The organism is Marinobacter sp. W-8 (genome assembly GCF_044342215.1).
GTDB classification, from domain to species: Bacteria; Pseudomonadota; Gammaproteobacteria; order Pseudomonadales; family Oleiphilaceae; genus Marinobacter; species Marinobacter nauticus.
Genome location: NZ_CP172297.1, coordinates 1,636,195 through 1,659,011, shown reverse-complemented (window position 1 = coordinate 1,659,011; position 22,817 = coordinate 1,636,195). Strand labels below are relative to the sequence as shown.

The following is a 22,817-nucleotide window of genomic DNA, read 5'->3' as shown; positions in this document are numbered from 1 at the left end:
AGGACAATCCAACCCTATGGTTAAAAGTTAACCCAACCATCAACAACAATAACGGGGTCTGACAATGCCGTACCGGGCATTAAGCCTAACCCTGGCCATCACCGCCGGTGTGGTCGGCACCGTGTGGCTGCTCTCTGCCGAGAACGAGGGCAGCTTCCGGGGCCTGCTGCAAGACACCAACTCTTCCGCGCCCCAAATGGTTTCTAACCAGGATACCGTAGCTCCGGCCACACCTGCCGGGCCTGTTCCCGAGCCACCCCCTGAAAATGCGCTGGGCTTCATGCTGGCAAGTGTTGCAGAGGAATACCAACAGACCATTCGGTACCCGGATTATTCGGTGCCGCTGACCAAAGCTCAGGCAGAGGCTTACCAAGGCAACCGCTACCACCCGGTCGTGCTTCCGCTGGAGGGCGATGGCAGATTTGTAGTGACGCTGGACAAATTCCGCTTCAGCCAGGGTGAGCCGATTCTGGTGGTAGCGTCCCTGAAAGGTCGCCAGGTGTTCGGCCAGTCTCTGTCCGCCACCCTGGAGACCGCCGTAGAGAGGGACCGGGTAGCCTCTGCCGAGCTGGAGAATGCAGACCCCGGTTATTACCAGGGCACCGTCAGTTCTGATCATACTCCCGGCGAGTACCGGTTGATTGTGGAAGCCCGGGTAGACGGCAAGCCCGTTCGACATGTGTCTTCACTGACCATCGAACCCGATCTGGGCAGCTTCGAGGGTCTGGAGACTGCCTATGTGTCTGGGAACGACTTGGTCATCCCTGTGCGCTTCGACCCGGAACAGTCCGGATATTACGCCCTCTCTGCACAGCTCTACAGCGGCGAAACCCCGCTGGCCCAATTGCAACAGGAAACGTCTCTGGGCAGCAGCTCTTCCGTCATTCGCCTGAAAGCCCATGGCAGCGTGTTAGCCAATCGCGACATTCAGGGCCCCCTGCAACTTAGGCATTTGCAGATACGCCGGTTACCCGCCACCCCGGGTGACCGCACCGATTACGCCTTCGGCCCCGAGGAAGGCTATGAATTTTCACCGCCGGATCTGGACGGCCTCCGAGACCAGCCGGCGATGAATCCCGAATCAGAGCAACGGGCCGCCCTGCTCCGGCAGCTGGCGGACAAGTTCTGATAACACCACAACAATAAATCGGAAAGAAACGGAGCAACCAATGACAATGAAAAGAAGAGGATGCCTGACGAAAACCGCCCTCGCGACAGCGCTGGCAGGCGGTCTGTTTGCCACCGGCGCAAGTGCGCAGTTGGCCGGCCATAACGTGATTCTGGTTCACGGCTTCATGATGGATGATCTGTCCAACCCACCGGCCAACTTCCAGGAAGTCCAGCAGGCCGGCGAAGATAACTGGCGGGAATACTGGCTGAACCGGGCCGAAGCCCGTATCGACTGGGCCAGCAATGGCCGGGTAGAAGGTCAGATCGCCCAGCAGGCTTTTCAGCAACTGCGGCAGATCAGTCAGCAAGGGCTGTGTAATGACTACTGCGTTGTTGTTACCCACTCCACCGGCGATCTGGTAACCCGCCATCTGCTGGAAAACCAGGCGCGCTGGCTGCAATCGGAAGGCCTGCAACCGCTGAAAATCCTGGCAGTACTGGACATGGCCGGTGCCGGTGGTGGAACGGAACTGGCCGACCTGGCCGTGAGCATTGCCTACAACGACAGCTGGTACAACTGGCCGGTGAAACAGGCAGTCAAAGCCTTTACCGGCATTGACCCGGAGCCGGATAATCTGGGTGTGGTCAACGACCTGCAGACCAACGTTGCCCGCAACCTGGCCGTCAGCCCCAACAGCATTCCGCGCCTGCGGTTCGTTGGCGGTGGCTCATCCTACGGCGGCATCACCAAACCCTTTATTGATGGCACCGACGATGGCGTGGTTCCCACCCATTCAGCCTGCGGAGCAACCAGTGCCAGCGGCATTGATTCCTGCTCCAACAGCATCAGCCTGGCCGGTAAAGTCAGCGGACAGAACGGCCCGTCCGGGTTGTATTACAACCACTACCCGGTGCTGATGAGCGAGGGCGCCAACCATGGCGACGTGATCAATACCCAGACCGACAACACCGCTGTCCCCGTGGTGAACAACACCACTCTGAACGGCCTGCGTGTGGACTTTGCCAGCCGCACCTACAATCGGCGTGCGTGGTGGCAGTTCTGGGGCTCTGGCGACCAGTACATTGAAGTGCCAAACTCCAGCCAGACCAGCCTGTCCAATCTTGTATACACCACACTCAACAACTGATCGATCGTTGTTGCAAAGGCTCAGGGATGAGCCACTCCCTCGGTTTTCGCTGCTATCTTTTTTAATTCGCAAACTATAGATTGAGCCCTCTGATTTCTATTGATGCCGGTTCAATCATGTCTGACGCCCACAAATCCGATCTTTACCTGGTACTCGTTACCCTGCTGGCGGCGATTGGCTGGATGCTGTCTAAAGAGGCGGTTTTAATGATGCCGCCCCTGATGTTCATGGCGGCTCGCTTTCTGATTGCCGGCTCCTTTCTCGCCCTGCTGGCCTTACCCTCACTGTTAAGGCTTAGCCGGGACCAGCTACTCCGAAGCCTGGGCGTGGGCTTTGTGTTCGGCATTGCCATGACCTGCTGGATCATGGGGCTGTATCACACCGACAGCATGGGCGAAGGCGCGTTTCTGACCAGCCTGGGCGTGGTGATTGTCCCGATCATTGCCCGTACAGTATTTGGCGAAAAGCAGCCTTTGAGCACCTGGCTGGCGATACCGATTGCGGTGGCCGGTCTGGCGCTTTTGTCCCTGGAAAACGGCTTCAGGCCAGACCCGGGGCAGCTCTATTTCGTTCTGGCGGCAACCATCTTTGCCCTGTACTTCACGCTCAATACGCGCGCCGCCAACCAACGCATCGTGGTCGACAAGCAAGGCAAAACGGTGGAGAAAAAGAAAGTGCCGGCACTGCCGCTGACGGCCATTGCCCTGCTTACCGTTGGGACCGTGACCTTGGCGGAGTCCGCCATCAGCGAGCGTTGGACTCACACACTGACCAACCCCGAACCCATGCTCTATGTCTGGGTACTGGCCAGTGCCTTGATTGCCACAGCGGGACGTTTTCTATTGCAGACCTATGCCCAAAGTCTGTCGGTGAACAGCCACGGTGTAGTGATACTGGTACTGGAACCGGTGTGGGTTGCTGTCTTCGCGGTTGCCTGGTTCGGCGAGACCATGACCCTGCTGCAAATGGCCGGCTGCGCGCTGATTTTCGCCGCACTTCTGGTCAACCGCTGGAGCGCCCTGCGCCGCGCCATCAAAGCTCTGATGAAAGCGAAAAATCCCCCGCAAAGAGGTTGACCAGGGGAACCGAAATCCGTATATTTCCACCCCGTTGCAGGACAGGACCATAGCTCAGTTGGTTAGAGCGCTACCTTGACATGGTAGAGGTCCGCGGTTCGAATCCGCGTGGTCCTACCAATCCTGCTAAGAAAGTCAGTTACTTACGGCCTTCGTGAGAACTGGCTTTTTTTATTTCCCGAAACTTTCCCAATATTTTCCCGAAACAAATTCCTTATACAGTAGTGATGAGAGGCCCGAAGGCCCCTCACCAAATCACCCTACACCTTTGCAGAAAGCGCTTCGGCCATCGCACTTAACAGTGCGACCAAAACCTCCTCCCCGCACTCGTAAGCCAACCGAACGATCACCTCCAAAACCTTGGTAACTCGCTCCAAACAGACCACTGCATTCTGCTCGGTTGCATAAGTCAGGGTTTCACACAGCGCTTTAACGTTTGAAATATCCATATTTATTAGATACCTATTTGCAATTAACAACTAAATAGGCACACGAGGGCTGAAAACCGGCGTTTCCTGCGGTATTCTTACTGAGCGGTATGACAGTCGGCAAACTAAATATCGCCCAGAAGCCAGGCCCTCGTGGCCTGGTTTCTTCTATCTGAACTCAATACTTCTTCTACATGCCTCCACCTCCCGCAAATAGATCCAGTTTTATTCCGTAGCCGAACAATTACGGCAAGGCATAAATTAAAACACAGTTTTACCCCCGGTTGAGGGAGGTGCCACCATTCGCGTCATATCGTATTTTTGATAATCCGCACCTCTACGATTAGAGCACAAATCCAGAAACACCCAAATCTGACCACTCGGCCTATTGAAGCACAGCGGCGAGACTTGGGTGTTCCGAGAAGTGGGGTAAACTGGAGGGTTTTTGTTGAGCAAAATCTGCCCATTGGGAATCGAACAATGAGAATCACCACCGCCATGCTCCAAGAGCTGGAGCAATCCATTGCCCCTGACGCCAAAGCAGAAATCCGGATCTATGCCGGCGGGTGTGATATCCGTGTTCGCTGGGATAAAGGCATGAAGGAAGTGAACCAGAATCTGGGCGCAGTGCAGTTGGCCCAGATCGAGGAATACAGGGAAGAAAAGATGCGGCGGGTTTGGGATAGGCTGATTGAGAAGTTCCAGGGGCTGCGGGATCAGGTCAGTTAAATCGCGGTCAGGGAATACATCGTTATTTCCTCCCCTGCCCGGCCGAAAAGCTCATCGATTACGTCATCATATCCGCTCAGCTTCTGAAAATTGAAGCGGTTATCCGGCAGCAGAACAGGATCGGCATCAGGATCCTGAATCCAAACCGACACTGCGGTTCTCCCCCGAGAGCGAATGCCGCAGCAATCCCACATGCCCTCTGGCGTAGCGAACCAGGAAATACCCATCTCCACGTTCGTGGTTGTGCCGCCGTCCGGCGCCGGCAAAACATAGGGAGCCACTACCCAGTTGCTCGAAACCGTTTTGTTAACGATCACCGGCACCTCGAAAAGAATGTCGCCGCCGAAGGTCCCGAGGATCACTACGTCCGTCTCAGACAACTTATTTCCACTCATCTCGTAGCGGATTTCCCCCTGAGATCCGAAGCCAGGCGATCCACTGCCAGAAGCCGAATCAATGAACCGACGATAGCGAACGGTGGCAAATTGGAAGCGCAGATCGATTGAGTAGATATTAAGCAGCTCCGAATAGTCGCTACTCGAACTGACAGATGACGAGCCAGTCAGACTCTCAGCGAGATCCCAGTTTCCGGATTCATTTGTCACGCTGTTGGCAGCGTCTGGCAGATCCAGAATCAGCATGCCGTCACCAGTCACTAGCCGATGGCTCCCCACGTAGTTCGTCGTGGAGTTCAGGGTGTGGGATTGACCCTGCTCATTCGGGCTCACATCGGTTCGATAATACTCACTGTAGCTAACTGATGAATTACTGGTGTAGCCCTGAGTCTCGTAATAGGCAATCTTTTCTGCATCGCCCACATAGTCGGCATAGATCGGGCGCAACAGGTTTACCCGGGTACCGGAAGTAGTTCCACCCGCGGAATTGAACTGGCGATAATTTGAGCCCCAGCTGTCGCGGGAGTCATATAGCTGAGTTTCCGTTGCAGAACCATACACTGACCAGCGGGCCACAAAGGTTTTGTTGCCGGGTGCAAAGAAAGATCCAAAGTCCCTGGCCTCGCTGAAAGTCCATACGGCACGGTCACCGGATGCGTTGAAATACCAGTCTCCAACACTGTAATACGTTCCGGGTATAGAGGTGGGACTGAAGGCCTCAAGTAGTTGCGGAGTACCCTGAACTTCTACAGTTTCGGAGAGAGGCACTGCCCAAAACTGGAATTCTTCATTGCTTTCGTAGCCATCGGCGACCACAACCATCAACTCAAGGCTTTCACCGAACCTGCGGAGCGCAGCACCACGAACATACTGATGGCCACCAGGGAGAGTGGTAGTCGTCAGAAGCACCCGTCCCTGGTAATAAACCTTGTCGGATGGCTTGGTTCTGGAAAGCCAGCCTTCAGATGGGAGCCGATCATAATCAAAAGAGTTGAAAGCGCGAGAAACAGGGCCATCCCAAGAGAGAATGTCATCCTCGCCAATTCCCAGCCAATTTCTCCGCCCGTGCAAGCTCTCATTGCCCTTGTTGATTGTCCAGCCTGTGCCTTCCGGGCGCAGAAACCAACTTGGATTCTGCCCCATATCCGTTCCCAGCGGCGGATTAATGGGCGTGCCATCTTCTTGAAAGAAAGGCTCCCCCCACCAGCGACGGGGGTTTCCGAGCCCGCTCGGGATAAAGGCAAACCCGATGTTCCCGCAGCTTTTGGGGTTCTCGGCAAAGCCAACCACCAGCGGCCCGCTTTTGGTGAACCGCACCAGCACCCGGTCATCATCCTCAAACGCAGCGCCGTTGCAGTCCATGTACTTGATCGGCACACCTTCCAGAACACGCTCCTGATTGATCGACAAGCCCTGTGCCGAGGACGTCGCTTCATCCAGCTCCACCCTGCAGGTGTCAGACTCAATATTAGAGATCGTGCCAATGCGGTATCTCGGCATCCACTTCTGAACACCCGGGAGAATCGCCGCGTTGAAGTACAACTGAATGCCAGACTGAGCGAGGCCGGGGAACATGGCTCCATCCCGAGCAGGATCGTACACGCCCTCGCCATCGTAGCCGGGCTGGATGACAACGCCCTGCCCGCCCTCATCGTTAACGTCAACCAAGCCAACATCGCCGGTCAGGTCCAGGGTGTAGTCAGCGCACCACGCGTCCAGCTCCCGGCCTTCCGGCACAGACTCCAGCTGGTTGCGGCGCTTCAGGATGGCCAGGTTCTCAGCAATGAGCTCAGAAACACGCAGCTGGGCCTGCCTGGCGGCAGACTGCAGCGACACCAGTTCGGCCTGCAGTTTGTTGATTTCTGCCCGAGCGCCCTCCACGCCAGCACTGTAATCCGGGATAAGCAGGTCGATATCCCGGACTTTATCCTTCACTGCGTTTTCGGCCTGCAGCAGCTCAAGCTTGGCCGTCGGCAAATCAATTGCCAGCTGTGCAATGCGCTCAGAGAGTCGGGTTACTTCCTGCTGTATCCGCTCAACCGCCAGCTTCTGGCGAACACGATACTTCCCCTCGCCAATGTGGCTGATGATCTCGCCCTTGCTCACCGCTCGCCAACCTCACAGAATTTGTCCGCTTGTGTTACGTAGTAGTTGATGTAATCGGCCCGGAACGTTTCGTTCAGGGCCGTCACCGTCATGCCCGGCTGCAGGAAAAGATCGATATCACAGGTCACACGACGCTTTCCGTTGGGCTTGCTGATCATGCGAACGCCAGTGAGTGTGCGACTACCAGAGGAAAGCGGCTTCCCACGCATGTATCCGGAGACCATCAACGTGAGTGAGCGCCGGCCCTGATCCGGGCGGGCCATATCAAACTTGGCACGCAGGATTTCTTCGTGCCGCGTCACCCCGCCAGCCAATCGGTAACCCTTCTCAATCACCAGTTCGCCATTTTGGCGGGCGTCGATATCAGCAAGATACCGGTCAGCGGCTGGGATCACTGCCTGCACGTATGACGACCGCCCGCCGGCTTGGTTGGTGGCTTGCCAGCTTGATATGCCGCCGATGTGCAGATCGTCCAAGCTGTCAGCCGCGCCGGTAATGACCAGCCGATAGACTTCCTGCAACTGGATGGCCGGAATTTTGGATAGCCAGTCCTGATACCCGGAGCCTGTGGCTGCCAGGTCGAAAACTGCGCTTCCGGCCGCCGTGAAACTGCTATCCCCGGCGCCGGATGCAGAGAGCTCTAGCGCGGCGACCCCAAGCCCGGCATCCGTCCAGATCCCCGTACCGGCTGCGGAAAAGGACAGGGCGGCAGAGCCGGTGCCAACGTAAGGGACAGACCCGGCGCCAGATGCGGCAAAATCAAGAACCGCAGCGTTCACCGGGTCATTTAGCGAATTGAGATCAATGTCGCTAATGGCTGGCGCAGCGGCGGAAATCAGTGTGAGGTCAATATCGTTAAGCGGGGGGGTAGCCATTACACTATCGTCCCAATGTCGGAAACGATATAGGGGCCAATCACTTTGACGCTATTGGCCACTGGCTCAAAATTTGTTTCATTGATCGAATCCGTGATCAACACAAACCAGATTTTTTCGGAGCCGGCTAGGTCAACGCCTTGGTCAGACGTAAATACAGAAAGGAGCAGATTGCCGGAGCCCGAATCGACCGGGACACCGCTCGTTTGCCCTGCTTGTCCCGTTTCAGTGATGTATCTAACTGACCCGCCTATGGTCCCAGGCTCGTATCCCGTGACAGTCAGATCAAACTGCCAGTACGCCATCACGCACCCCCAACGGTCACCGTCAGAGAACTTACCGCCACCGGAGTTCCGGCCACGATAGACGCACTGTTGAACTTGATCTCCCCACTACCGGAAGTGTCCGATATCGTGAAGTAAACCGCTTCGCCGCCATCCCGATCCAGAACGCGACACCAGCCCGCATCACCCGTTGCATCGGCGCTGCTGTCGTCAGTGATGGTGTCGAAGGTAATAACCCCACCGGATTCGGTGCCCACAGTGGCGGTCAACGTGAGCGTGGCCAGCAGTGTGTCAGAGATCGTGCCACCCATCGCCGGTATCGTGCCGGTGTAAATCTCCATCACGGGATTCGGGTTTGTGGTGCCGGCGGCCATATCGGCAATCAGATCCTGAGCAATAGCAGAGCGGCGGGTAGTCGTGATCTTCATTCATCAATCCTCTTTTCAACCAGAATCTGAATTTGTGCCTCGCCGTTGCGAAGCGAGAACGGCCCGGGCGCACCGAGAAAGCAGCCTTCCTCGGTGGCCACAATCAGGCGGCTGTAGGTTTTGGCCAGGCGGCGAACGGTATCAACCACGGCTCTATCCGTGGCTGGCCAGCTGATATTCAAGGTGCGGTCCGCATCGGAGTAGCCGAAATCGGGAATGGCCGCTCTACCATCGAGCGTGGGAACGCGGCTGTTCCGGCGCTCGAAATCCGCCAGCCCGTCCGGGTCAACATCGGTCAGCCACACATGGCCATCCAGATCAAACAGCGGTGCGGTTATGGATACATTCATTGGCCAAGCCCCAGCAGCATTTCTTCACCTTCGGCGTTCACTTTTGCCTGCAGTTTTTCAAGGATTTGGAACCAAATGGCTTCCAGGTGCGGCTCAAGGCCATCGGCTTTTATCGTGAGCTGAGACTCACCTTTACGCAGCTGGCGAGTCTTTTCCTGCATCCAATCCACTTCAGCTTTTGTCAGATCCTTCTGCATCTTCAGCTGTTCATCGCGGAGCTTATTTTCGTTTTTGATCTGGTCGGTCAGAGCCCACTTCTCACGAAAACTGTCTGCCTCTGAGAACATTCCGAATAAATCACCCACCAAATTTGTTGACGACTCGAAGCTGGTCGAGATGCCCTCTATCAGCGCCTCCACCTTCTTGGTGTTTGCCTCTACTTCTGCAATGTCCAGAGAGACGGATGCTTCAATATTCTTAATCCGTTCATTACTGGCAATCTTCTCCATCTCAATACGGAAGTTTTCAGACTCCTGAACAGCCTTCTCGGTCTTTTGGGCGTTATCTTCCATCGCCTTTCCAGACTTGATAACCCCACCGCTCCAACTATTTACCTTGCCCGTAGCTTTGTCGTACCCAAGCACCAGCGTTTCGTTGTTGTCAGCTAACTCTTTTGTCGTACGGCTTATGTTGCCGAGTGCGTCGCCGTTTGCGGTGGCCTTGTATGTCAACCGCTCAATGGCCCCCCCTGAACGAGTGAGCTTATCTGTAGTACCGTCTAGCGCTTCATCCAAACCATTGTGCTTATTCGCTGCACTAACCAGTTCGTTGGCATAACTCTGCCAGGCGTCTTGCGTCTCCTTGGTTGCCACGCGGGTTTTAACCAGCTTTTCCGCTAGGCTTTCATTAATATCACGGAGATCCTGGGTGTCTTTGGCCAACTGTTCCTGCACATCGGAAACCGGCTGCATGGCCTCTTTGATTTTTTCCAACTCATCAGAGTTGAATTGGTCATACAACCAGCTTCCAATCGAGGTACCGAACTTTTCTTCCAGGGGTTCAATGACGAACTCATTGATCAGCGTGCCAACGCCGTAGCCGCCAGCCAAAGCAAGCCCTATAAGCCCGCCCTTTCCAGCAACCGAAGCAAGAGCTTTTACGCTGTTCAGGTTGCCGATCAGCGCCTTGAAGCCCTGCGCACCAGCCAGCGCCGTGAGCCCGGTGCCGATGGATTCCAGCCCGCCAGCCAGGCCACCGATGGCCGGAAGCACGGTATCAATGGCTTTGCCCAGCCCCAGCAACTCACCAACGCTGCGCTTGGTGGTGTCGTCCAGGGATTCGAATTGCTCAATGCCGGTGCCGATGGCCTGGAACAAAGGTTCAAGCCCGTCCGCGATACCAGCAGAAATCTGAACCAGCGCGGTGAACGCATCCACCACCCGCTGCATGGCAGACTGCAGGCCTTCGACCGTGGACAAATCCACGTTGCCGAACAGGCCAGTAAACAGGTCATCCAGCTCATCGCCAAGATCACCGAACGAATCCAGCAGACTGGAGAGATCCAGCCCCGCCAGAGCCTCCGGGAAGTTGGCGGCGATGGTCTTCAGCTTCTGGTCGATATCCTGAGCCAGCCCTTCCAGACCGTTCAGGATCGGAGCGAACACCCCATCATCCAGACGGATCTCAGAGCCAAGGCTGTTAAAGATGCTGGTGATGGATTTGACGATACTCTGGGTTTCGTCGGTCAGATTTGAGCCGTAGGCGATAAGTGCGGAGTTGAGGTTATTCTGCAGGGTCTGAACAATCCGGCCCAGGTCAGCGCTCAGTTCACCGGCAGCGGTACCGGCAGCACCGGCGTTGGTCTCAAACGCTTTCAGGTTCTCGCCGAACTTATCCGCGGCGTTACCAGTAAGGGCCAACACCGGGGCCAGGGCTTCAACAGAGCCGAACAGTTTGGCAATGGTCTCTGTGTTGCCGCCAGTGGCCTCTGCCACTTCCTGCAGGACACCGGAGAATCCCTTGCTTTCGAGAGCCGCAGCGTTGAACTCAATTCCCAGGTCGGCAGCAACGTCCTGCGCTTCCTTGGTGGGCTTCAGCAACGCCGTGATGGCGGCCCGAATACCAGTGATCGCCTCCGCAGTTCCGGTGCCGGTTTCTGCGGTAATGGTGGCAATGGCCGCCGCCATTTCATCAAACGACAACCCGGCAGCAGCAGCAATCGGAGCCAGCCGACCGATGGTTGAAGCCAACTCCGGAATGGTGGTTTGACCCAGCTGAACGGCTGTGAAAAACGTATCTGCATACGCCCCCGCCTCATCGGCTGAGGCGCCAAAGGCGTTCATTACACTCACGAGAGCGGTCGTGGTGTCGCCCAGATCGGCCTTGCCAGCAATCGCCAGCTGTTCAGCCGCTGCAATCAGCTCCAGCGAGTTCTTGTAATCAACACCTGCAGAGATGGCGCCATAGGTGGCGTTGGTGATTTCCTGCAGGGAGGCGCTGGAAGTCTCGGAATAGCGGAGAATCTGCGCCTGAAAATCTTTCAGGTTGGCGGCGGGCTGGCCGATGATGGTGGCGATCTCGGCGAACGCGGTATCGAAGTCGTCAGACAGCTTCACGGCGAAGGCGGTGATACCCACGCCAGCAGCGGCCAGCGCAAGGTCCAGCTTCACGATGCTGTCGGTTATGCCCGCGAGAAAGCCGGTGACGTTCCCGGTCTTATCCACCAGGCTGTCCAGGTTGCGGCCAACGGAGCTGATCGCGCCGCCGGTGTTATCCACGCCGCCGAAAATCAGCTCAACCGTTTTCTTGAGGTCTGCCATGGTTTCTCCACGCAAAAAACCCGGCGCATGGCCGGGTTTCTGATGTTCGATTTATGATCTAATTGCAGTCGCGTTCCGCTTGTCGCTCTGCGGCTCTCAGCCTCGCCTCAAGGCGGTCTTTCTCCGATTGCCGGTAACCCTTTCTGCCAAGTTCTCGCAGCAGAATTTTGTATTCTTCAACTCGCTCTCGCTCATATTTACAGGCCCAGCTATCCTCTGGACTTTCGTAAGAAGCCGATCCGCCCGCCGCTGCTTCGCGGCGATCAACCTTGCGCTGCAATTCCTCACGCTTTCGTTTCAGCTCTAGCCGTTGGGCTCGCAGCTCCAGGTCTGAGGATGCAGAGTTTCCCTTGCCCATGGCGCCCGGAGAGCTTTCCCGGATGTGAACAGATTCGTGCTGGCCAGCCGGCGGCTGGGTACCAAAGTGCGTAACGCCGTTCTCATCAGTCCATTTGTAAACCTGGGCAACGGCGGAAAATGAGAGTGTGGCCAGAAGTAGGGCAAGAAAACGCATGGGGCGTACCTCCATGTAACGGTTGGTAAAACCCTAGCATACTAACTCTTGCTGTGCGCCTCCAGCCACCGGCGCCACAAACACATTTCGGTTTCCGTGAGATAGCCCTCTGGAAACACATCAGGCCGGATCTCAAACAGAAACCGGCTGTTGCGACTCGCCAGGGCTAAGCTTGCCTGGATGCCGGGGTCTTTCCAGAGGGCTTGCGCTTTACCTGGGCAACCTTGCCCTGTCCGGTCAGGCTGTAGATCTGGTTGGAGAGCTCCAGAAAGTCCGTGGGGTAAGCATCCGCAATGCGCACCACATCCTGAATCTTCAGCTGGGGCTCAACCACCGCCATCTGCACATGGGCCAGTTTCTTTGCCAGGGCTTGCGGAGTGTCATCACCCAGGCCGAGACCGTCCAGCAACGCCTGGGCTTTCTCAGCCTCAGAGCCTGCCAGCCGTTCGGCAACCTTCACCAGCAACTTGCTGTTGTCAGCTTCCTGATCTGCCCGGGCCAGCTCGTCCGCCGTCAGGCCGCGAACCTTGAACACCACCGGCACAGGCTGTGCCTGATCACCCTCGCCTTCATAGCCGCCAAATCCGCCAGCGGTAAGCCCAGCCAGGGGAACTTCCTGTTCCCGCGGCTGAAACTTCGCCTTGCGAAATGCAGCAAGGTCGAAATTGCTCACAGTGCTACCTCTTTGCCTTTCTCATCCACGTTGATCGTACAGGCGGCCACAATGTCGCCACCGGCCGGGTAGGTCCGGGCAATGGACAGAACACCTTGCTCAATGAAGTGCTGCGGGCGGGTCTTGTCCGGGTAGAACCGGAAGTACAGGTTCTGCCCCTGAACGCTGGCGATGGTGTCGCTGATGCCGTCTGTCAGGTCAACACTGAAGCTGGCGTTGTTCAGGCTCTGGGAACGGGTGTTCTTAACCCGGGTGTATGTCTGTTTACTGGATGAGGAATATCCCACCTCAGAAGGCACGAAGTCGTAAGCGTCGAACGCCTCGATGAACTCCGGTGTAGCGAAGCTGGCGAACACGCCCTTGGGAATGTCACCGGTGTGGATCTTCGGCAGCGCGGAGCTGAACTGAACAGCGCCGTTGATGGAGTCGATGGTTGGGATCGGGAATACTGCGCTCTCCTGGTGGCGGTTGACCAACTGGAAGATCTCGCCCTCGGTGACCGGGCCGGCAGTGTCGCTGCTCAGGCGCACCTGGCCAAGCTCGATAGAGCCAACCGGAATCAGCGGAGGGCCGCCAGCCGCGCCACGGGTTTCCACGAAGCTGGAACCCTCAGTACCAGCCACGGCGGTAACGTCGCCGGCAGAATCACAGACAATGCTGTTGATCATGTGTGTACTGGTGCTGGCCCGGGTAACGGCAACGCTGGCTTCTGCAGCAACCGCCAGCTCCTGACCACTCACGAACGCCGTGAACGCAGCAACCGCCACCGCATCATTACCGCTGGCCGGGGTACAGTCCGCGCCAGTGATCACGCCATCAGGCCGAACCACCGGGGCAAAGCCAGCGGCCTGGGACCACAGCTCTTCGCCGGACTCAAACAGTTGAGCATCGCCCGAATCGGTCAATGCAGTCATGGGAAAGGCATTCTGCCCGCCTTCAAATTCGAGCAGCGCGTTGTCTGTAGACATACGGGTTCTCCTGGTTTTCAAGCGCCACCGGGCGCGGGGTTTGTCTGATTGGGGTTATTGCTGGTAGGGGCTGGTATTGCTGGTTTGGTAGGTGATCTGGAAGGTCACCTGAATAACCATTTCAGTTTGGCCAGAACTTGGCGAATCAAATGCGGAATCTAGGTAGCTGATGTCTTTACACAGGCCACCGAGCGTGTGGTCTTCGCTCAGTGCATCGTCCAGCAATGCTGCGAGCATGCGATTACCCTGAATGCTGGAATTGACAGTCTCATCCCGAGAAGCAAGCTCCCCAACGTTAACCGTGAGAGTTACTTCGTACTTCCTATATTTCACTTTCTCTGCCGTTTCTATTGGGTCCCATAGCACCCGAACGGGAAGGTCGCCTTCGTTCACAAGCTGTTCAGCGCGTGCAGCGCCCAGCCTCGTGGCGAACGCCTGAACGATTTGTTCACGAATGCTGTCTGGCATCAGTAGCCCCTCAGAATGGCGTCAATTTCTTTTTCGAACTGCTGCATCTGATAAACAGAGAATTCATCACCAATCGCTTCCTTAACATCGGTGAAGATCTGCGAAATGGAGGGACCATAGAAGACCTTGATCTTTCCCCCTCGTGGGCCTGGCGTGCTCCGCCTGCCAACGATTGCAACCCTCCCGCTGGATTTAGGGAGAACCATGTAAAACGGTTTCCCCTCAGTTTCACTGCTTCCTGCGAATAGCTTGGCTCCGCCGCTCGGATCAACCTTTACTCGGATTCCTCGAGGTGGAACAGGAGGTGGTTTCAACCAACTGACTTTGTCACCGGATATAGACGCATTAGTGGAGAAACGGGAGAGAAGAACCCCTTCTGACGGCGTTACGATCTTGGCGGTCAACTTATTCTGCGAGGCCTTCATAATCTGCATCTTGCTCTTAACATAAGCAGCTTTGAGCGCGGCCTGACGCCGGATCTCCGCCGAACTCTTCGTACCTGCTTTGGAGACCGTTTTGTTCAGACTGCGGGCAAGCGCCTTCGGCACACCAGTGCTAAGGCCAGCCATCAAGAGTCGTACGGAATTAACGCTTGCCTTATCAACTTGAACTTCCATTTACCCAATGCCTCGTCACGTAGCCGTCATCGGTGATCATCCCGTCAAACGTCCAGGTGGTGTGCCCGGTCCATGTGGGATCTGTGATCACAACCTTGTGCTTGCGCTTGGGTCGCGCCACGTAGATCTTGCGGATTTCCAACTCGTCCCGGTTGGCCGGCATGTTGGTTTCAAACGCCTGGCGTTGCTCAACCTGCAGATCAATGATCACCCGCACAGGAAACGGCGGATTGGTGCCATCGTCGTACATCGCATCCATGGCAAACTGGTCATCAACGGCGGCCTCAAGCCGGGCCGCCATTGCATCGAACTTGCTCACGGTTATTCGCCGGAGCCTTTGTCGTCACCTTCTCCATCGCCTTCGCCGGCGCCGCCGGAGGCATCAGGAGCGGTACCGGAGGCCAGCACCGGGCGCTGTCTTTCGTCACCATCGTCTTTGATCACGCGCACGCAGTCTTTGTACTTCTTCAGTTCTGCAGCGGTCATCTCGCCTTTGGTACCAGCCTTGATGACGATCTTCTCACCCGTCTTTTTGTCGCGGTCTTCCACACGTTTGATGAACACCACGTTGGTCTTTTGGGCAGCCATGTTTCTCACCTTTCAGGTTTCAGTTCAGAAATAACAAAGCCGGCACTGCGCCGGCTTCATTCGTTGGTTTCAGTGGCCCCGCTTACGGGTTGGGCAGAACTTTCGCGCACAAGGTCGCGTCGATCCGGCGGAGGATCGGCAGCGGGCCGGACTGAGTCATGATGTACTCATGGCCAGGGTCATCAGTGGTGAAGTTCTTCGGATAAATATCCGCTTCCTGGTACTGGGCGTTGGCGTCCAGAATCGCACCATAGGCACGCACACCACGGGCGCCTGCAGCGCTGACGATCACCACATGGCCATAGGGAATGAAGTACTGCTTGTTACCTTGTGCATCCTTGTACCAGCCCTTGTATTCCCAGAGCTCGGGGCCTGTTTCGCCAAACCGGCCACGGTAGAAGGCATCGGTTTCAGCCGGCGCCATTTCGAAGGTGGTTTCCGAACCACGGCGGGTGCTGGCCAGCTCTTTGAACTCTTCGTTTCGGATAGCCGCGTTGAAGGTGCCCGGGCCATACAGCACGTGAGTGGCTGGCGCTTCCAGCAGGTCAAACCAGTCGCCAATGTCTTCAGCAGGTTTGGCGGTGGTCTGGTCCCAGGCACCGGCGCCAGCGGAGATATCAATGGTCAGGTTGGGGTCACGGCGGAAGTCCAGCAGGGACTCCGGATACTTCGGGCCAGAGCACACCACCTGACCGGTGCGCAGCACTTCTGCCAGCATCCACTCTTCACGCCGGCGGATCTTCTTACGGTGGGTGGCCAGCAGGTCTACGCGGATGGCGTCTGCCCGCTGTTCGGGCGTCAGCGGCCCATTGAAGCCTTCACCGGGGCGGCGTTCCAACACGCGGGAAGGATCAACCACGTCTTTCGGTTTGAGGTACGGCGGCACAAACTTCCGCAGTTCTCCGCCAGGCTGTTGGCTCACCTGGCCGGGAACATAGGGGCTCACGAACGGAGCCAGTTTGAAATCTTCATCCCAGGCATCAAAGGCGATTTCTTTGGCGCCAAATGTCACGAACCCCGGGCACAGCAGGTTCAGCAGGAACGGAAAGAACGGGTCCAGACGGCGGGTAGCGTCCAGCAACTCAGTGGTGCTGTAGGTCATGGGGTGATCTCCTCAGATCTGGTTATTCAGGTGATGCAGGTAACGCAGCGCTACCGAGCGATCACTCCGGGGTTACAAGGGAAATAGGCGTGCGGTCGAAGGCCGCCAGTTTCTGGGCTTCTGTCCAGCTGGCATCAAAGCTCACCTGGGTTTTGTCCAGGTCTCCGCCTTTCACATACACGGCCGGCTTGGCGCCACTGGTGGCATCGCAGTCGTGGTTCATTGCGCCAATGGGGTTCTGGGAACCATCAGAGGCAGACTGGACAGACTTCACCAGTTGGCCGGATGCGCTCACACGGCCGATGACATCACCGCGCTGCAGATTCTGGCCAGAGGCCACTTCGCCGCTGTCGAAAGCAATCAGGCCGCCCAATACGAAAGGCGCCGGCTGGTAAGGCACATAAGATGAGCCTGCGTAAAGATCAGACATCGTTGTTTCCTCTCGGTTAAAAACAGGGTCTTGAACTACCCGCCCGGGGCGGCCGTTCGAGGTTAGTGGACTTTCTTACCAGCGCCGGTGGCAGCCTGGTACGCAGCGGCCAACTTGGCACCGCCTTTCAGCTCGCCGCCTTCGGCGCCAGAAACGGCATCCGCACCAATCTGCGGCTGTTCGGTGTTGCCCATGGCAGCACTCAGCAGGCCGGTGGGCGCTGCGGCTTTCTGTTCGCCGGCATCAGCAGCAGCCAACGCGGCCTTGGCGTCGTCCACAGACATCTGGGTTTTGAACGCCAGGTGCTGGGCCAGCTTGGTTTTGCCCTCGGCTTCTTCCGCCTGCAGGATTCCGGCAATGCGGGCCTGTTCGTTGGCGGCCGCATCGGCGGTCAGCTTGGTGGTATCTACGGGCTCCGCCTGGGTGGTGGAGGCCTCCGGGGTGGCGGCCGGTGCAGTGGCCGCCGGCTTGGTCTGGTTTTCAACCGTCATGGTGCTTACTCCGATTTTCTGGGTGGTTTGGATGTAGTCAGAGAAGGCGGCCAGCATGTCGTGGCCGTTGATGAGCTCGTCCGCAAATCCCACTTCGATTGCGTCTTGCCCGGTATAGATGGCCGCCTCGGTGGCAAGCACATCCGATTCAGACAGGCCGATCTGGCCCGCCACCATGGCCGCGAACTCGGCACGGATGCGGTCAGACTCTGCCTGGAAATCCCGAAGCACCCGCTCCGGCAGGTTTTCGTAGGGGTTGCCGTCCACTTTGAAGGCGCCGGAGTGGATCAGGGTTACGTCAATCCCGTTGGCCTTCAGCTGCTCTTCAAAGCTGGCATGCATCATCACCACGCCCACGGAACCGGTGCGGGCTGTGGTTGTGGTGTAGCGATAATCGGCAGCGCTATGGATGGCCATGCCGGCACTGCAGGCCATGTCGTAGGAGATGGAGCCGATGGGTTTCACGCCCCGCAGCTCGGCGATGCGTTTGGCGGTGTCAAAGCAGCCGGCCACTTCACCACCAGGGGTATCCAGGTCCATCAAAATGCCCTTCACGGTGGTATCCGCCAGGGCTTCCTGTATGCGGGCAATGATGCCGTCATAACCGGTCATGCCGGAGTACGGCCGCAGGTGGCCAAACTTGTGCACCAGCGTTCCGGACACCGGTACCACGGCAATGCCATTGATCACTTCATAGGGCCGGTTGCGGGGGCGCTCTGCCTCGAACGCATCCGCCCGCATGCGCAGCTTGTCCTGGGATTCAATCAGGCCGAACTCATCTCGCAGCGAGGCCACACCCAAACGTGGCGCCAAGGCCCCAAGGAATACCCGGGCATAGCCAGGCTCCAGCAACAGCGCCTGGTTCAGTACACGGGCTGCAATGTTGTGGTTGTGCATAGGTTTTCTCCGGGCATAAAAAACCCCGCCTGGGCGGGGTTTGTATTTGGTAGCAGGGGCTGGATTCGAACCAGCGACCTTCGGGTTATGAGCCCAACGAGCTGCCTCTGCTCTACCCTGCTGAAACTTAAACGGCGGCAACCTCCGGCTCTTCCTGTTCTGGAGCCAGCGATAAAGCCTTCACCCAACTGGGTGGCGGCAATCCGGCAGCGCGGCGCTCTTCCATCTCGCGCACCTGCTGGGCAAACACTTCCTGGTAGTCTTCGCCCATCTTCGCCAGCTCTTTCTCGTAGGTGGATAGGCCGGATTCGATCAGCAGGATGGATTCCTTCACTTCTTTGAGGCCGTCGATGGCCATGCGGCCGGAGCCAATCCACTCGGCATTGCACCAGGAAGCTTTGGCTTCCCAGAAGCTGCGGGTTGCGGTTCTCGGAAGGCTGATGATGCCGCTGTCCAGCGCTTCTTCCAGCCAGAGGGCAAACACCATGCTGGCCCAGCGGCTGGCGATGATCTTTCGGCGGCCCATGTAGTAGCGCCATCCTTCCATCATGCTGGCCCGGGCGCTGCTGTACGTGGTGCGGCTGTAGTCTTTGGCCAGGGCCTCATAGGGCACGTTCAGGCCGGCGGCAATCCAGCGGATGATGGAGGATTCCAGTTCGCTGAAGCCGTTATCTGCGTTGCTGCTGGTGGTGAACTTCAGCTGTTCACCCGGCATCAGGTGCGGGATCTTCACACCGTTCAGGCGAATGTCCGCGCCTTCGTGGTAGTCCGCCAGCGTGGCCATGTAATCGGTGAGCTTGTCGGTACTCATGTCGCCGCCGATGATCTCCATCGCGGCTTCACTGCCCAGCTCACTCTCAATCACCGCCGCATACATGGCGTTCACGATGGCATTCTGCAGCTTGGTCTGCTGGAGCTTGCCGAGCTGCGGCAACTGTTCCATCACGCTCAGGAACTGGTTGGCGCCACGGGTCTGGCCATCGCCTCGGGGCTCGAACACGTGCAGGAACTGCTGCCGGCCCCAGCTGGTTTCACGGTTAACCGGGGTCCAGGTGTCGCCCAGCCCATTGCTCAGGCCATAGCCATTGGTGGCGGTACCGCGCACCCAGTAGCGGCGGGCGGCCCCGAACCGGTCTACTTCCACCCCTCCCCGCAGGTTCTGGCTGTCCGGTTTGTTGTTCGGATTGCAGATCCGGTGGGTGTTCACCAGTTTGATGGCGGTGTTGAACAGCGCACCCGGGCGGCGTTCAATCCACTCGGCGGTACCGGTGGCCTCACCCACGGTGCTGTGGGTGGCCACCACTTCCCGGATCATCATCGTCAGGGTGCGTTTACGCTCTGCATCCACCCAGCAGTTAATGGGGTCTTCGGCGTATTCCGTAAACGCGGCCTCCACATCTGTGGCAAAGGCACGGGCATCTGCCTCGCTGATACCCAGTGCCTTCCAGCGGGGCTTGTAGCTCAGCCGGAACAGGTGCCCAACGATGTTATCCACGTGCAGCTGCACGCCGTTGCTGGCCAGGCCGTGGTTGCGCACCAGGTCTTCAGCTCGAGCGTTGCCGGTTCTCAGGCTCGGCAGCAGGGCCGCGTCTGCCGTCTGGGGGCGCGGGTTCCAGCGGCGCATCTGACCCCCAAATCCAGCACCGGCACCGCTATACCCGCTCTCCGCCTTCGGGATCGGGCGGCCCGCCGTATCGATAAAGGTGATGTCAGGCGCTTTCACCAGCTCACCCTCCCCGGCCGCAGGCGACGGCCAGCGCCACCGGTCTGGCTTTCCAGGCTGGCGATGTAGGCGGCCAGGTCTCGCTTGTTGGTCTGGGAGAATTCCACGGTTTTACCATCCCGCTGAATACGCACCACGGCCTGCCCCAACAGGAGGTCATGGTAAGCCGCGCGGGCTTCTGCCAGCTTGGTATCAGCACTCATTCGTTCATTCTCCGGGCGATGTCAGCCAGGCTTCTGCCTTCCGGCTTGGATTTCTGAGGTTTGGCCTGAGTGGCCTTCGGCTTGTTCGGAGCCACCGGCGCAGGTGCAGCAGGAGCCAGCAAGTCGCCCTGCATCAGCTGGGCTTCCAGGGCATCCCACTGGTCTGGCTTGCGCACGTGCACCTTGAGCGTTCGGGCTGCATGAAGGGCGTACACTTCACAGTCCAGGCCCTCGTTGCGCACACCCGCCTTCGGCTGCCAGGTCTTGCGGCCGCCGCGCTTGCGGTCTGGTGCTTTGATCTCGGCGGTGATCTGGGTGTAGTAATCGTCTCGAACGCCGCTGTACCAGTGCATCCGGCCCGGGCCGTTGCCAGTCAGTTTCAGGCGGGCATCAATCAGGTCTTTGGCTTTCTCGGTACCAACCATGAACACCGGCAGGCCGTAGCGGGAAGCCTTGGTGGTCTTGTTGTTGGTGTCGATTTTCTTGGCCGGGGTGACGATTTCTCGGTTCAGGTTGTTACTTTCACCCTTGATGGCCATCACTTTCACGCCCCGGCCCCGCCGGCTGCGAACGTAGTGGTACACGGCGTCGTTGGTCTGGCCATCGGATGAGTCGAAGCTGGCCGCAGATACCTGCAGGTTGAACCCCAGCTCATGCCGGTATGCGCCGAACACGAACTTGTCCAGCTCATCCCACACCGGGTCTGCTTTGTCGGTGCAGCTCTGAGCGGCGTAGATCTCGCCCCAAAACACCAGCCAGCTTTCCTCACCACGGCCCCAGGCGCGGACGATGATTGCCAGGCGGTCATGCTGAACATCCACGCCAACCGTTAGCACCAATCCACCGGCCGGTACCGTCAGTTCCTGGTAGTCCTCTGCCCGATCCCGCAGGGTGTCGGTGTCCGGTGCATCCGTTCGGTATTCGTAAGACAGCCCAAGGGTGTTGTTGACGAAGCCGATCATGTAGCTGTCGTCGCCCTGGTTCAGGTGGTGCTCAGCCTTCAGGTATTTCTCAACCAGGAGCGCCAGCTTTGAACCGGGGAATGGGCTATAGAGTTCGTTGATGTAGAAGCCGGCCACACCGCGAAACGGCTTGTGAGCTTTCCAGTAGCCCTTACGCACGTTGCGATTCTTGTCGACATCCCGCCACAGAACGCCGCAATGCGGGCAAACGTAAACCGCCGTTTCTGGCTGAGACTTGCCAAGGATCTCATCCGGTACCGGCGCATCCCGTTTCCAGTCCACGTTATCCCAGCTGAGCACGTGCTCCTCACCGCACTCATGGCAAGGCACCATGAACATGCGTTGATCGCTGGAGTTGAACGCCTCATCAACCCGGGACAGTCCCTTAACCGTGGGCGTGCCACCGAAGATGACTTTCCGGTATTCGTAGGTTTTGGCACGCTCTTCCAGCAGGTTGATCGAGTCACCCTGCCCCTTCACGTTGGTGTTACAGTCGTCCGGCTCTTCAACACAGACCACCGGGGCGGAAAGAGACTTCACGTTGTCCGGCGCGTTCGAGGCCACCAGGGCCAGAAAGCCACCGGAGAATTTCTTGAAGTCCGTCCGGTTGCCGGAGCTGCGTGAAGTCGACACATCCACCAGCGGTGTCAGCACCGGCGTGGCCTCTACCATCGGCACGAATTTCTGATCCAGGTACTTCCGGATCGTCTTGTCTTTGGGGAACAACAGCACAATCGGGCACGGGTCGTTATGAATCCGCCGGCCCAGGTAGTTGTTCCAAACGCCGTCCGTCCAGGCCACCTGGGCAGACTTGCGGCAAACCACCTTCTTCACCGCCGTGTCATCCAAGGCATCCAGCATGCCCGGCACCCACGGGGTAAGATCCGTGGAGTATTTGCCAGGCATAGGGCTACTTTCTTGCGCCAGATACCGGTGCCGGTTAGCCCAATCAGCTGAGCTGATCTTCTCCGGCGGCTCGAACTTGGCCAAGCCCTGCGCGATCACCGCGTCCAGATTCGCCGCCAAGCGCTGCCAGTTGTCGGAGGACGGATCGAGAATGCTCATTCAGTAGCTCGATATCGAGATCGATGTCGTACAGCGTGTCGATCTCTGTCTTGAGTTTCGGGTTGCCGGTCAGCAGTTCACTGCGGATCGACAACGCCACGGATTCCAATCGAGCCCCTACCAGTACCGCCGGCACCAGTTCTTCAAGATCTTTCGCCAGGGCCAGTTCTTCACGGTCCCCTTTGATGCGTCCCAACCGCTCACGGGCAGACTCACGGCGGGCACCGTTAACCGCCCGCTCCATCAGCCACTCGTGAACGTCTTGCGTGTCGTACTCATTCGCCTGGCCACGGCCACCGGCCTTGGCTATCGGGAAGGATGGGTCTTTCTGATACTCGGTGAAGGTTCTTTCAGACACGCCAAAGATTTCAGCGAGCTCTCGTTTGTTAACTCGCTTACCCATCGATAACTACCTGATTCAAAACCAA

General features: G+C 57.8%; 25 protein-coding genes and 2 tRNA genes. 5 read left to right on the top strand and 22 right to left on the bottom strand.

Going from position 1 to position 22,817, the window contains the following annotated elements; all coding sequences use genetic code 11:
• Nucleotides 1-64: 64 nt before the first annotated feature.
• The 4 genes from ACF8YQ_RS07750 (at nt 65) to ACF8YQ_RS07735 (ending at nt 3,454) form a co-directional block, all read left to right on the top strand.
• Complete coding sequence (locus ACF8YQ_RS07750; protein ID WP_396623096.1) at nt 65-1,129, top strand: hypothetical protein; 1,065 nt, start codon at nt 65-67, stop codon at nt 1,127-1,129.
• A 40-nt stretch (nt 1,130-1,169) separates the two neighbouring features.
• The gene (locus ACF8YQ_RS07745) at nt 1,170-2,258 is read left to right on the top strand and encodes a hypothetical protein (protein WP_396623095.1); all 1,089 of its coding nucleotides are present in this window, start codon (nt 1,170-1,172) and stop codon (nt 2,256-2,258) included.
• 116 nt (nt 2,259-2,374) lie between these two features.
• On the top strand, nt 2,375-3,334 hold the full coding sequence (locus tag ACF8YQ_RS07740; RefSeq protein ID WP_396623094.1) for a DMT family transporter: 960 nt from the start codon (nt 2,375-2,377) through the stop codon (nt 3,332-3,334).
• Between the two features lie 43 nt (nt 3,335-3,377).
• A tRNA-Val gene (locus ACF8YQ_RS07735) sits at nt 3,378-3,454 on the top strand.
• Between the two features lie 140 nt (nt 3,455-3,594).
• On the opposite strand, the gene ACF8YQ_RS07730 is transcribed toward ACF8YQ_RS07735, so the two are convergent.
• The gene (locus ACF8YQ_RS07730) at nt 3,595-3,783 is read right to left on the bottom strand and encodes a hypothetical protein (RefSeq protein ID WP_396623093.1); all 189 of its coding nucleotides are present in this window, start codon (nt 3,781-3,783) and stop codon (nt 3,595-3,597) included.
• 459 nt (nt 3,784-4,242) lie between these two features.
• On the opposite strand from ACF8YQ_RS07730, the gene ACF8YQ_RS07725 reads away from it, so the two are divergent.
• Nucleotides 4,243-4,491: a hypothetical protein gene (locus tag ACF8YQ_RS07725; RefSeq protein WP_396623092.1), complete on the top strand. Its 249-nt coding sequence runs from the start codon at nt 4,243-4,245 to the stop codon at nt 4,489-4,491.
• Here ACF8YQ_RS07725 and ACF8YQ_RS07720 read toward each other — a convergent pair.
• From ACF8YQ_RS07720 to ACF8YQ_RS07620, 21 genes are all read right to left on the bottom strand, one after another.
• Nucleotides 4,488-6,992, bottom strand: a complete 2,505-nt coding sequence (locus ACF8YQ_RS07720) for a hypothetical protein (RefSeq protein WP_396623091.1) — start codon at nt 6,990-6,992, stop codon at nt 4,488-4,490. The two genes, ACF8YQ_RS07725 and ACF8YQ_RS07720, sit on opposite strands and share 4 nt — an antisense overlap.
• Nucleotides 6,989-7,867 carry a hypothetical protein gene (locus ACF8YQ_RS07715; protein ID WP_396623090.1) on the bottom strand — a complete coding sequence of 293 codons (879 nt, stop codon included), beginning with the start codon at nt 7,865-7,867 and terminating at the stop codon, nt 6,989-6,991. The genes ACF8YQ_RS07720 and ACF8YQ_RS07715 overlap by 4 nt, the downstream gene beginning before the upstream one ends.
• A complete protein-coding gene (locus ACF8YQ_RS07710; RefSeq protein ID WP_396623089.1) occupies nt 7,867-8,172 on the bottom strand; it encodes a hypothetical protein in 306 nt (101 codons plus the stop codon). The genes ACF8YQ_RS07715 and ACF8YQ_RS07710 overlap by 1 nt, the downstream gene beginning before the upstream one ends.
• Nucleotides 8,172-8,579 carry a hypothetical protein gene (locus tag ACF8YQ_RS07705; protein ID WP_396623088.1) on the bottom strand — a complete coding sequence of 136 codons (408 nt, stop codon included), beginning with the start codon at nt 8,577-8,579 and terminating at the stop codon, nt 8,172-8,174. Before ACF8YQ_RS07705 ends, ACF8YQ_RS07710 begins: the two co-directional genes overlap by 1 nt.
• Entirely contained in the window at nt 8,576-8,929 is a 354-nt protein-coding gene (locus ACF8YQ_RS07700; RefSeq protein ID WP_396623087.1) for a hypothetical protein, read from the bottom strand. The genes ACF8YQ_RS07705 and ACF8YQ_RS07700 overlap by 4 nt, the downstream gene beginning before the upstream one ends.
• The gene (locus ACF8YQ_RS07695) at nt 8,926-11,688 is read right to left on the bottom strand and encodes a phage tail tape measure protein (protein WP_396623086.1); all 2,763 of its coding nucleotides are present in this window, start codon (nt 11,686-11,688) and stop codon (nt 8,926-8,928) included. Before ACF8YQ_RS07695 ends, ACF8YQ_RS07700 begins: the two co-directional genes overlap by 4 nt.
• A 58-nt stretch (nt 11,689-11,746) precedes the next feature.
• Nucleotides 11,747-12,202 (bottom strand): DUF4124 domain-containing protein, encoded by a 456-nt coding sequence (locus tag ACF8YQ_RS07690; protein WP_396623085.1) that lies wholly within the window; start codon nt 12,200-12,202, stop codon nt 11,747-11,749.
• Between the two features lie 166 nt (nt 12,203-12,368).
• A complete protein-coding gene (locus tag ACF8YQ_RS07685; RefSeq protein ID WP_396623084.1) occupies nt 12,369-12,875 on the bottom strand; it encodes a hypothetical protein in 507 nt (168 codons plus the stop codon).
• Nucleotides 12,872-13,843 carry a hypothetical protein gene (locus ACF8YQ_RS07680; RefSeq protein ID WP_396623083.1) on the bottom strand — a complete coding sequence of 324 codons (972 nt, stop codon included), beginning with the start codon at nt 13,841-13,843 and terminating at the stop codon, nt 12,872-12,874. Before ACF8YQ_RS07680 ends, ACF8YQ_RS07685 begins: the two co-directional genes overlap by 4 nt.
• Nucleotides 13,844-13,897: 54 nt before the next feature.
• Nucleotides 13,898-14,311, bottom strand: a complete 414-nt coding sequence (locus ACF8YQ_RS07675) for a hypothetical protein (protein WP_396623082.1) — start codon at nt 14,309-14,311, stop codon at nt 13,898-13,900.
• The gene (locus ACF8YQ_RS07670; protein WP_396623081.1) at nt 14,311-14,928 is read right to left on the bottom strand and encodes a phage tail protein; all 618 of its coding nucleotides are present in this window, start codon (nt 14,926-14,928) and stop codon (nt 14,311-14,313) included. Before ACF8YQ_RS07670 ends, ACF8YQ_RS07675 begins: the two co-directional genes overlap by 1 nt.
• Entirely contained in the window at nt 14,912-15,247 is a 336-nt protein-coding gene (locus ACF8YQ_RS07665; protein ID WP_396623080.1) for a hypothetical protein, read from the bottom strand. Before ACF8YQ_RS07665 ends, ACF8YQ_RS07670 begins: the two co-directional genes overlap by 17 nt.
• Nucleotides 15,248-15,249: 2 nt before the next feature.
• Nucleotides 15,250-15,516, bottom strand: a complete 267-nt coding sequence (locus tag ACF8YQ_RS07660) for a hypothetical protein (protein WP_396623079.1) — start codon at nt 15,514-15,516, stop codon at nt 15,250-15,252.
• Between the two features lie 82 nt (nt 15,517-15,598).
• The gene (locus ACF8YQ_RS07655) at nt 15,599-16,618 is read right to left on the bottom strand and encodes a major capsid protein (RefSeq protein ID WP_396623078.1); all 1,020 of its coding nucleotides are present in this window, start codon (nt 16,616-16,618) and stop codon (nt 15,599-15,601) included.
• A gap of 61 nt (nt 16,619-16,679) precedes the next feature.
• Nucleotides 16,680-17,048: a head decoration protein gene (locus tag ACF8YQ_RS07650; RefSeq protein WP_113879719.1), complete on the bottom strand. Its 369-nt coding sequence runs from the start codon at nt 17,046-17,048 to the stop codon at nt 16,680-16,682.
• Between the two features lie 62 nt (nt 17,049-17,110).
• A complete protein-coding gene (locus ACF8YQ_RS07645) occupies nt 17,111-18,436 on the bottom strand; it encodes a S49 family peptidase (protein ID WP_396623077.1) in 1,326 nt (441 codons plus the stop codon).
• Nucleotides 18,437-18,483: 47 nt separating this feature from the next.
• A tRNA-Met gene (locus ACF8YQ_RS07640) sits at nt 18,484-18,558 on the bottom strand.
• Nucleotides 18,559-18,563: 5 nt separating this feature from the next.
• Nucleotides 18,564-20,159 carry a phage portal protein gene (locus tag ACF8YQ_RS07635; RefSeq protein WP_396623076.1) on the bottom strand — a complete coding sequence of 532 codons (1,596 nt, stop codon included), beginning with the start codon at nt 20,157-20,159 and terminating at the stop codon, nt 18,564-18,566.
• The gene (gene gpW, locus ACF8YQ_RS07630; RefSeq protein ID WP_113879715.1) at nt 20,156-20,362 is read right to left on the bottom strand and encodes a gpW family head-tail joining protein; all 207 of its coding nucleotides are present in this window, start codon (nt 20,360-20,362) and stop codon (nt 20,156-20,158) included. The genes ACF8YQ_RS07635 and gpW overlap by 4 nt, the downstream gene beginning before the upstream one ends.
• Nucleotides 20,359-22,389 (bottom strand): phage terminase large subunit family protein, encoded by a 2,031-nt coding sequence (locus tag ACF8YQ_RS07625; RefSeq protein ID WP_396623075.1) that lies wholly within the window; start codon nt 22,387-22,389, stop codon nt 20,359-20,361. The genes gpW and ACF8YQ_RS07625 overlap by 4 nt, the downstream gene beginning before the upstream one ends.
• A complete protein-coding gene (locus ACF8YQ_RS07620) occupies nt 22,274-22,792 on the bottom strand; it encodes a terminase small subunit (protein ID WP_396623074.1) in 519 nt (172 codons plus the stop codon). Before ACF8YQ_RS07620 ends, ACF8YQ_RS07625 begins: the two co-directional genes overlap by 116 nt.
• Nucleotides 22,793-22,817: the final 25 nt, after the last annotated feature.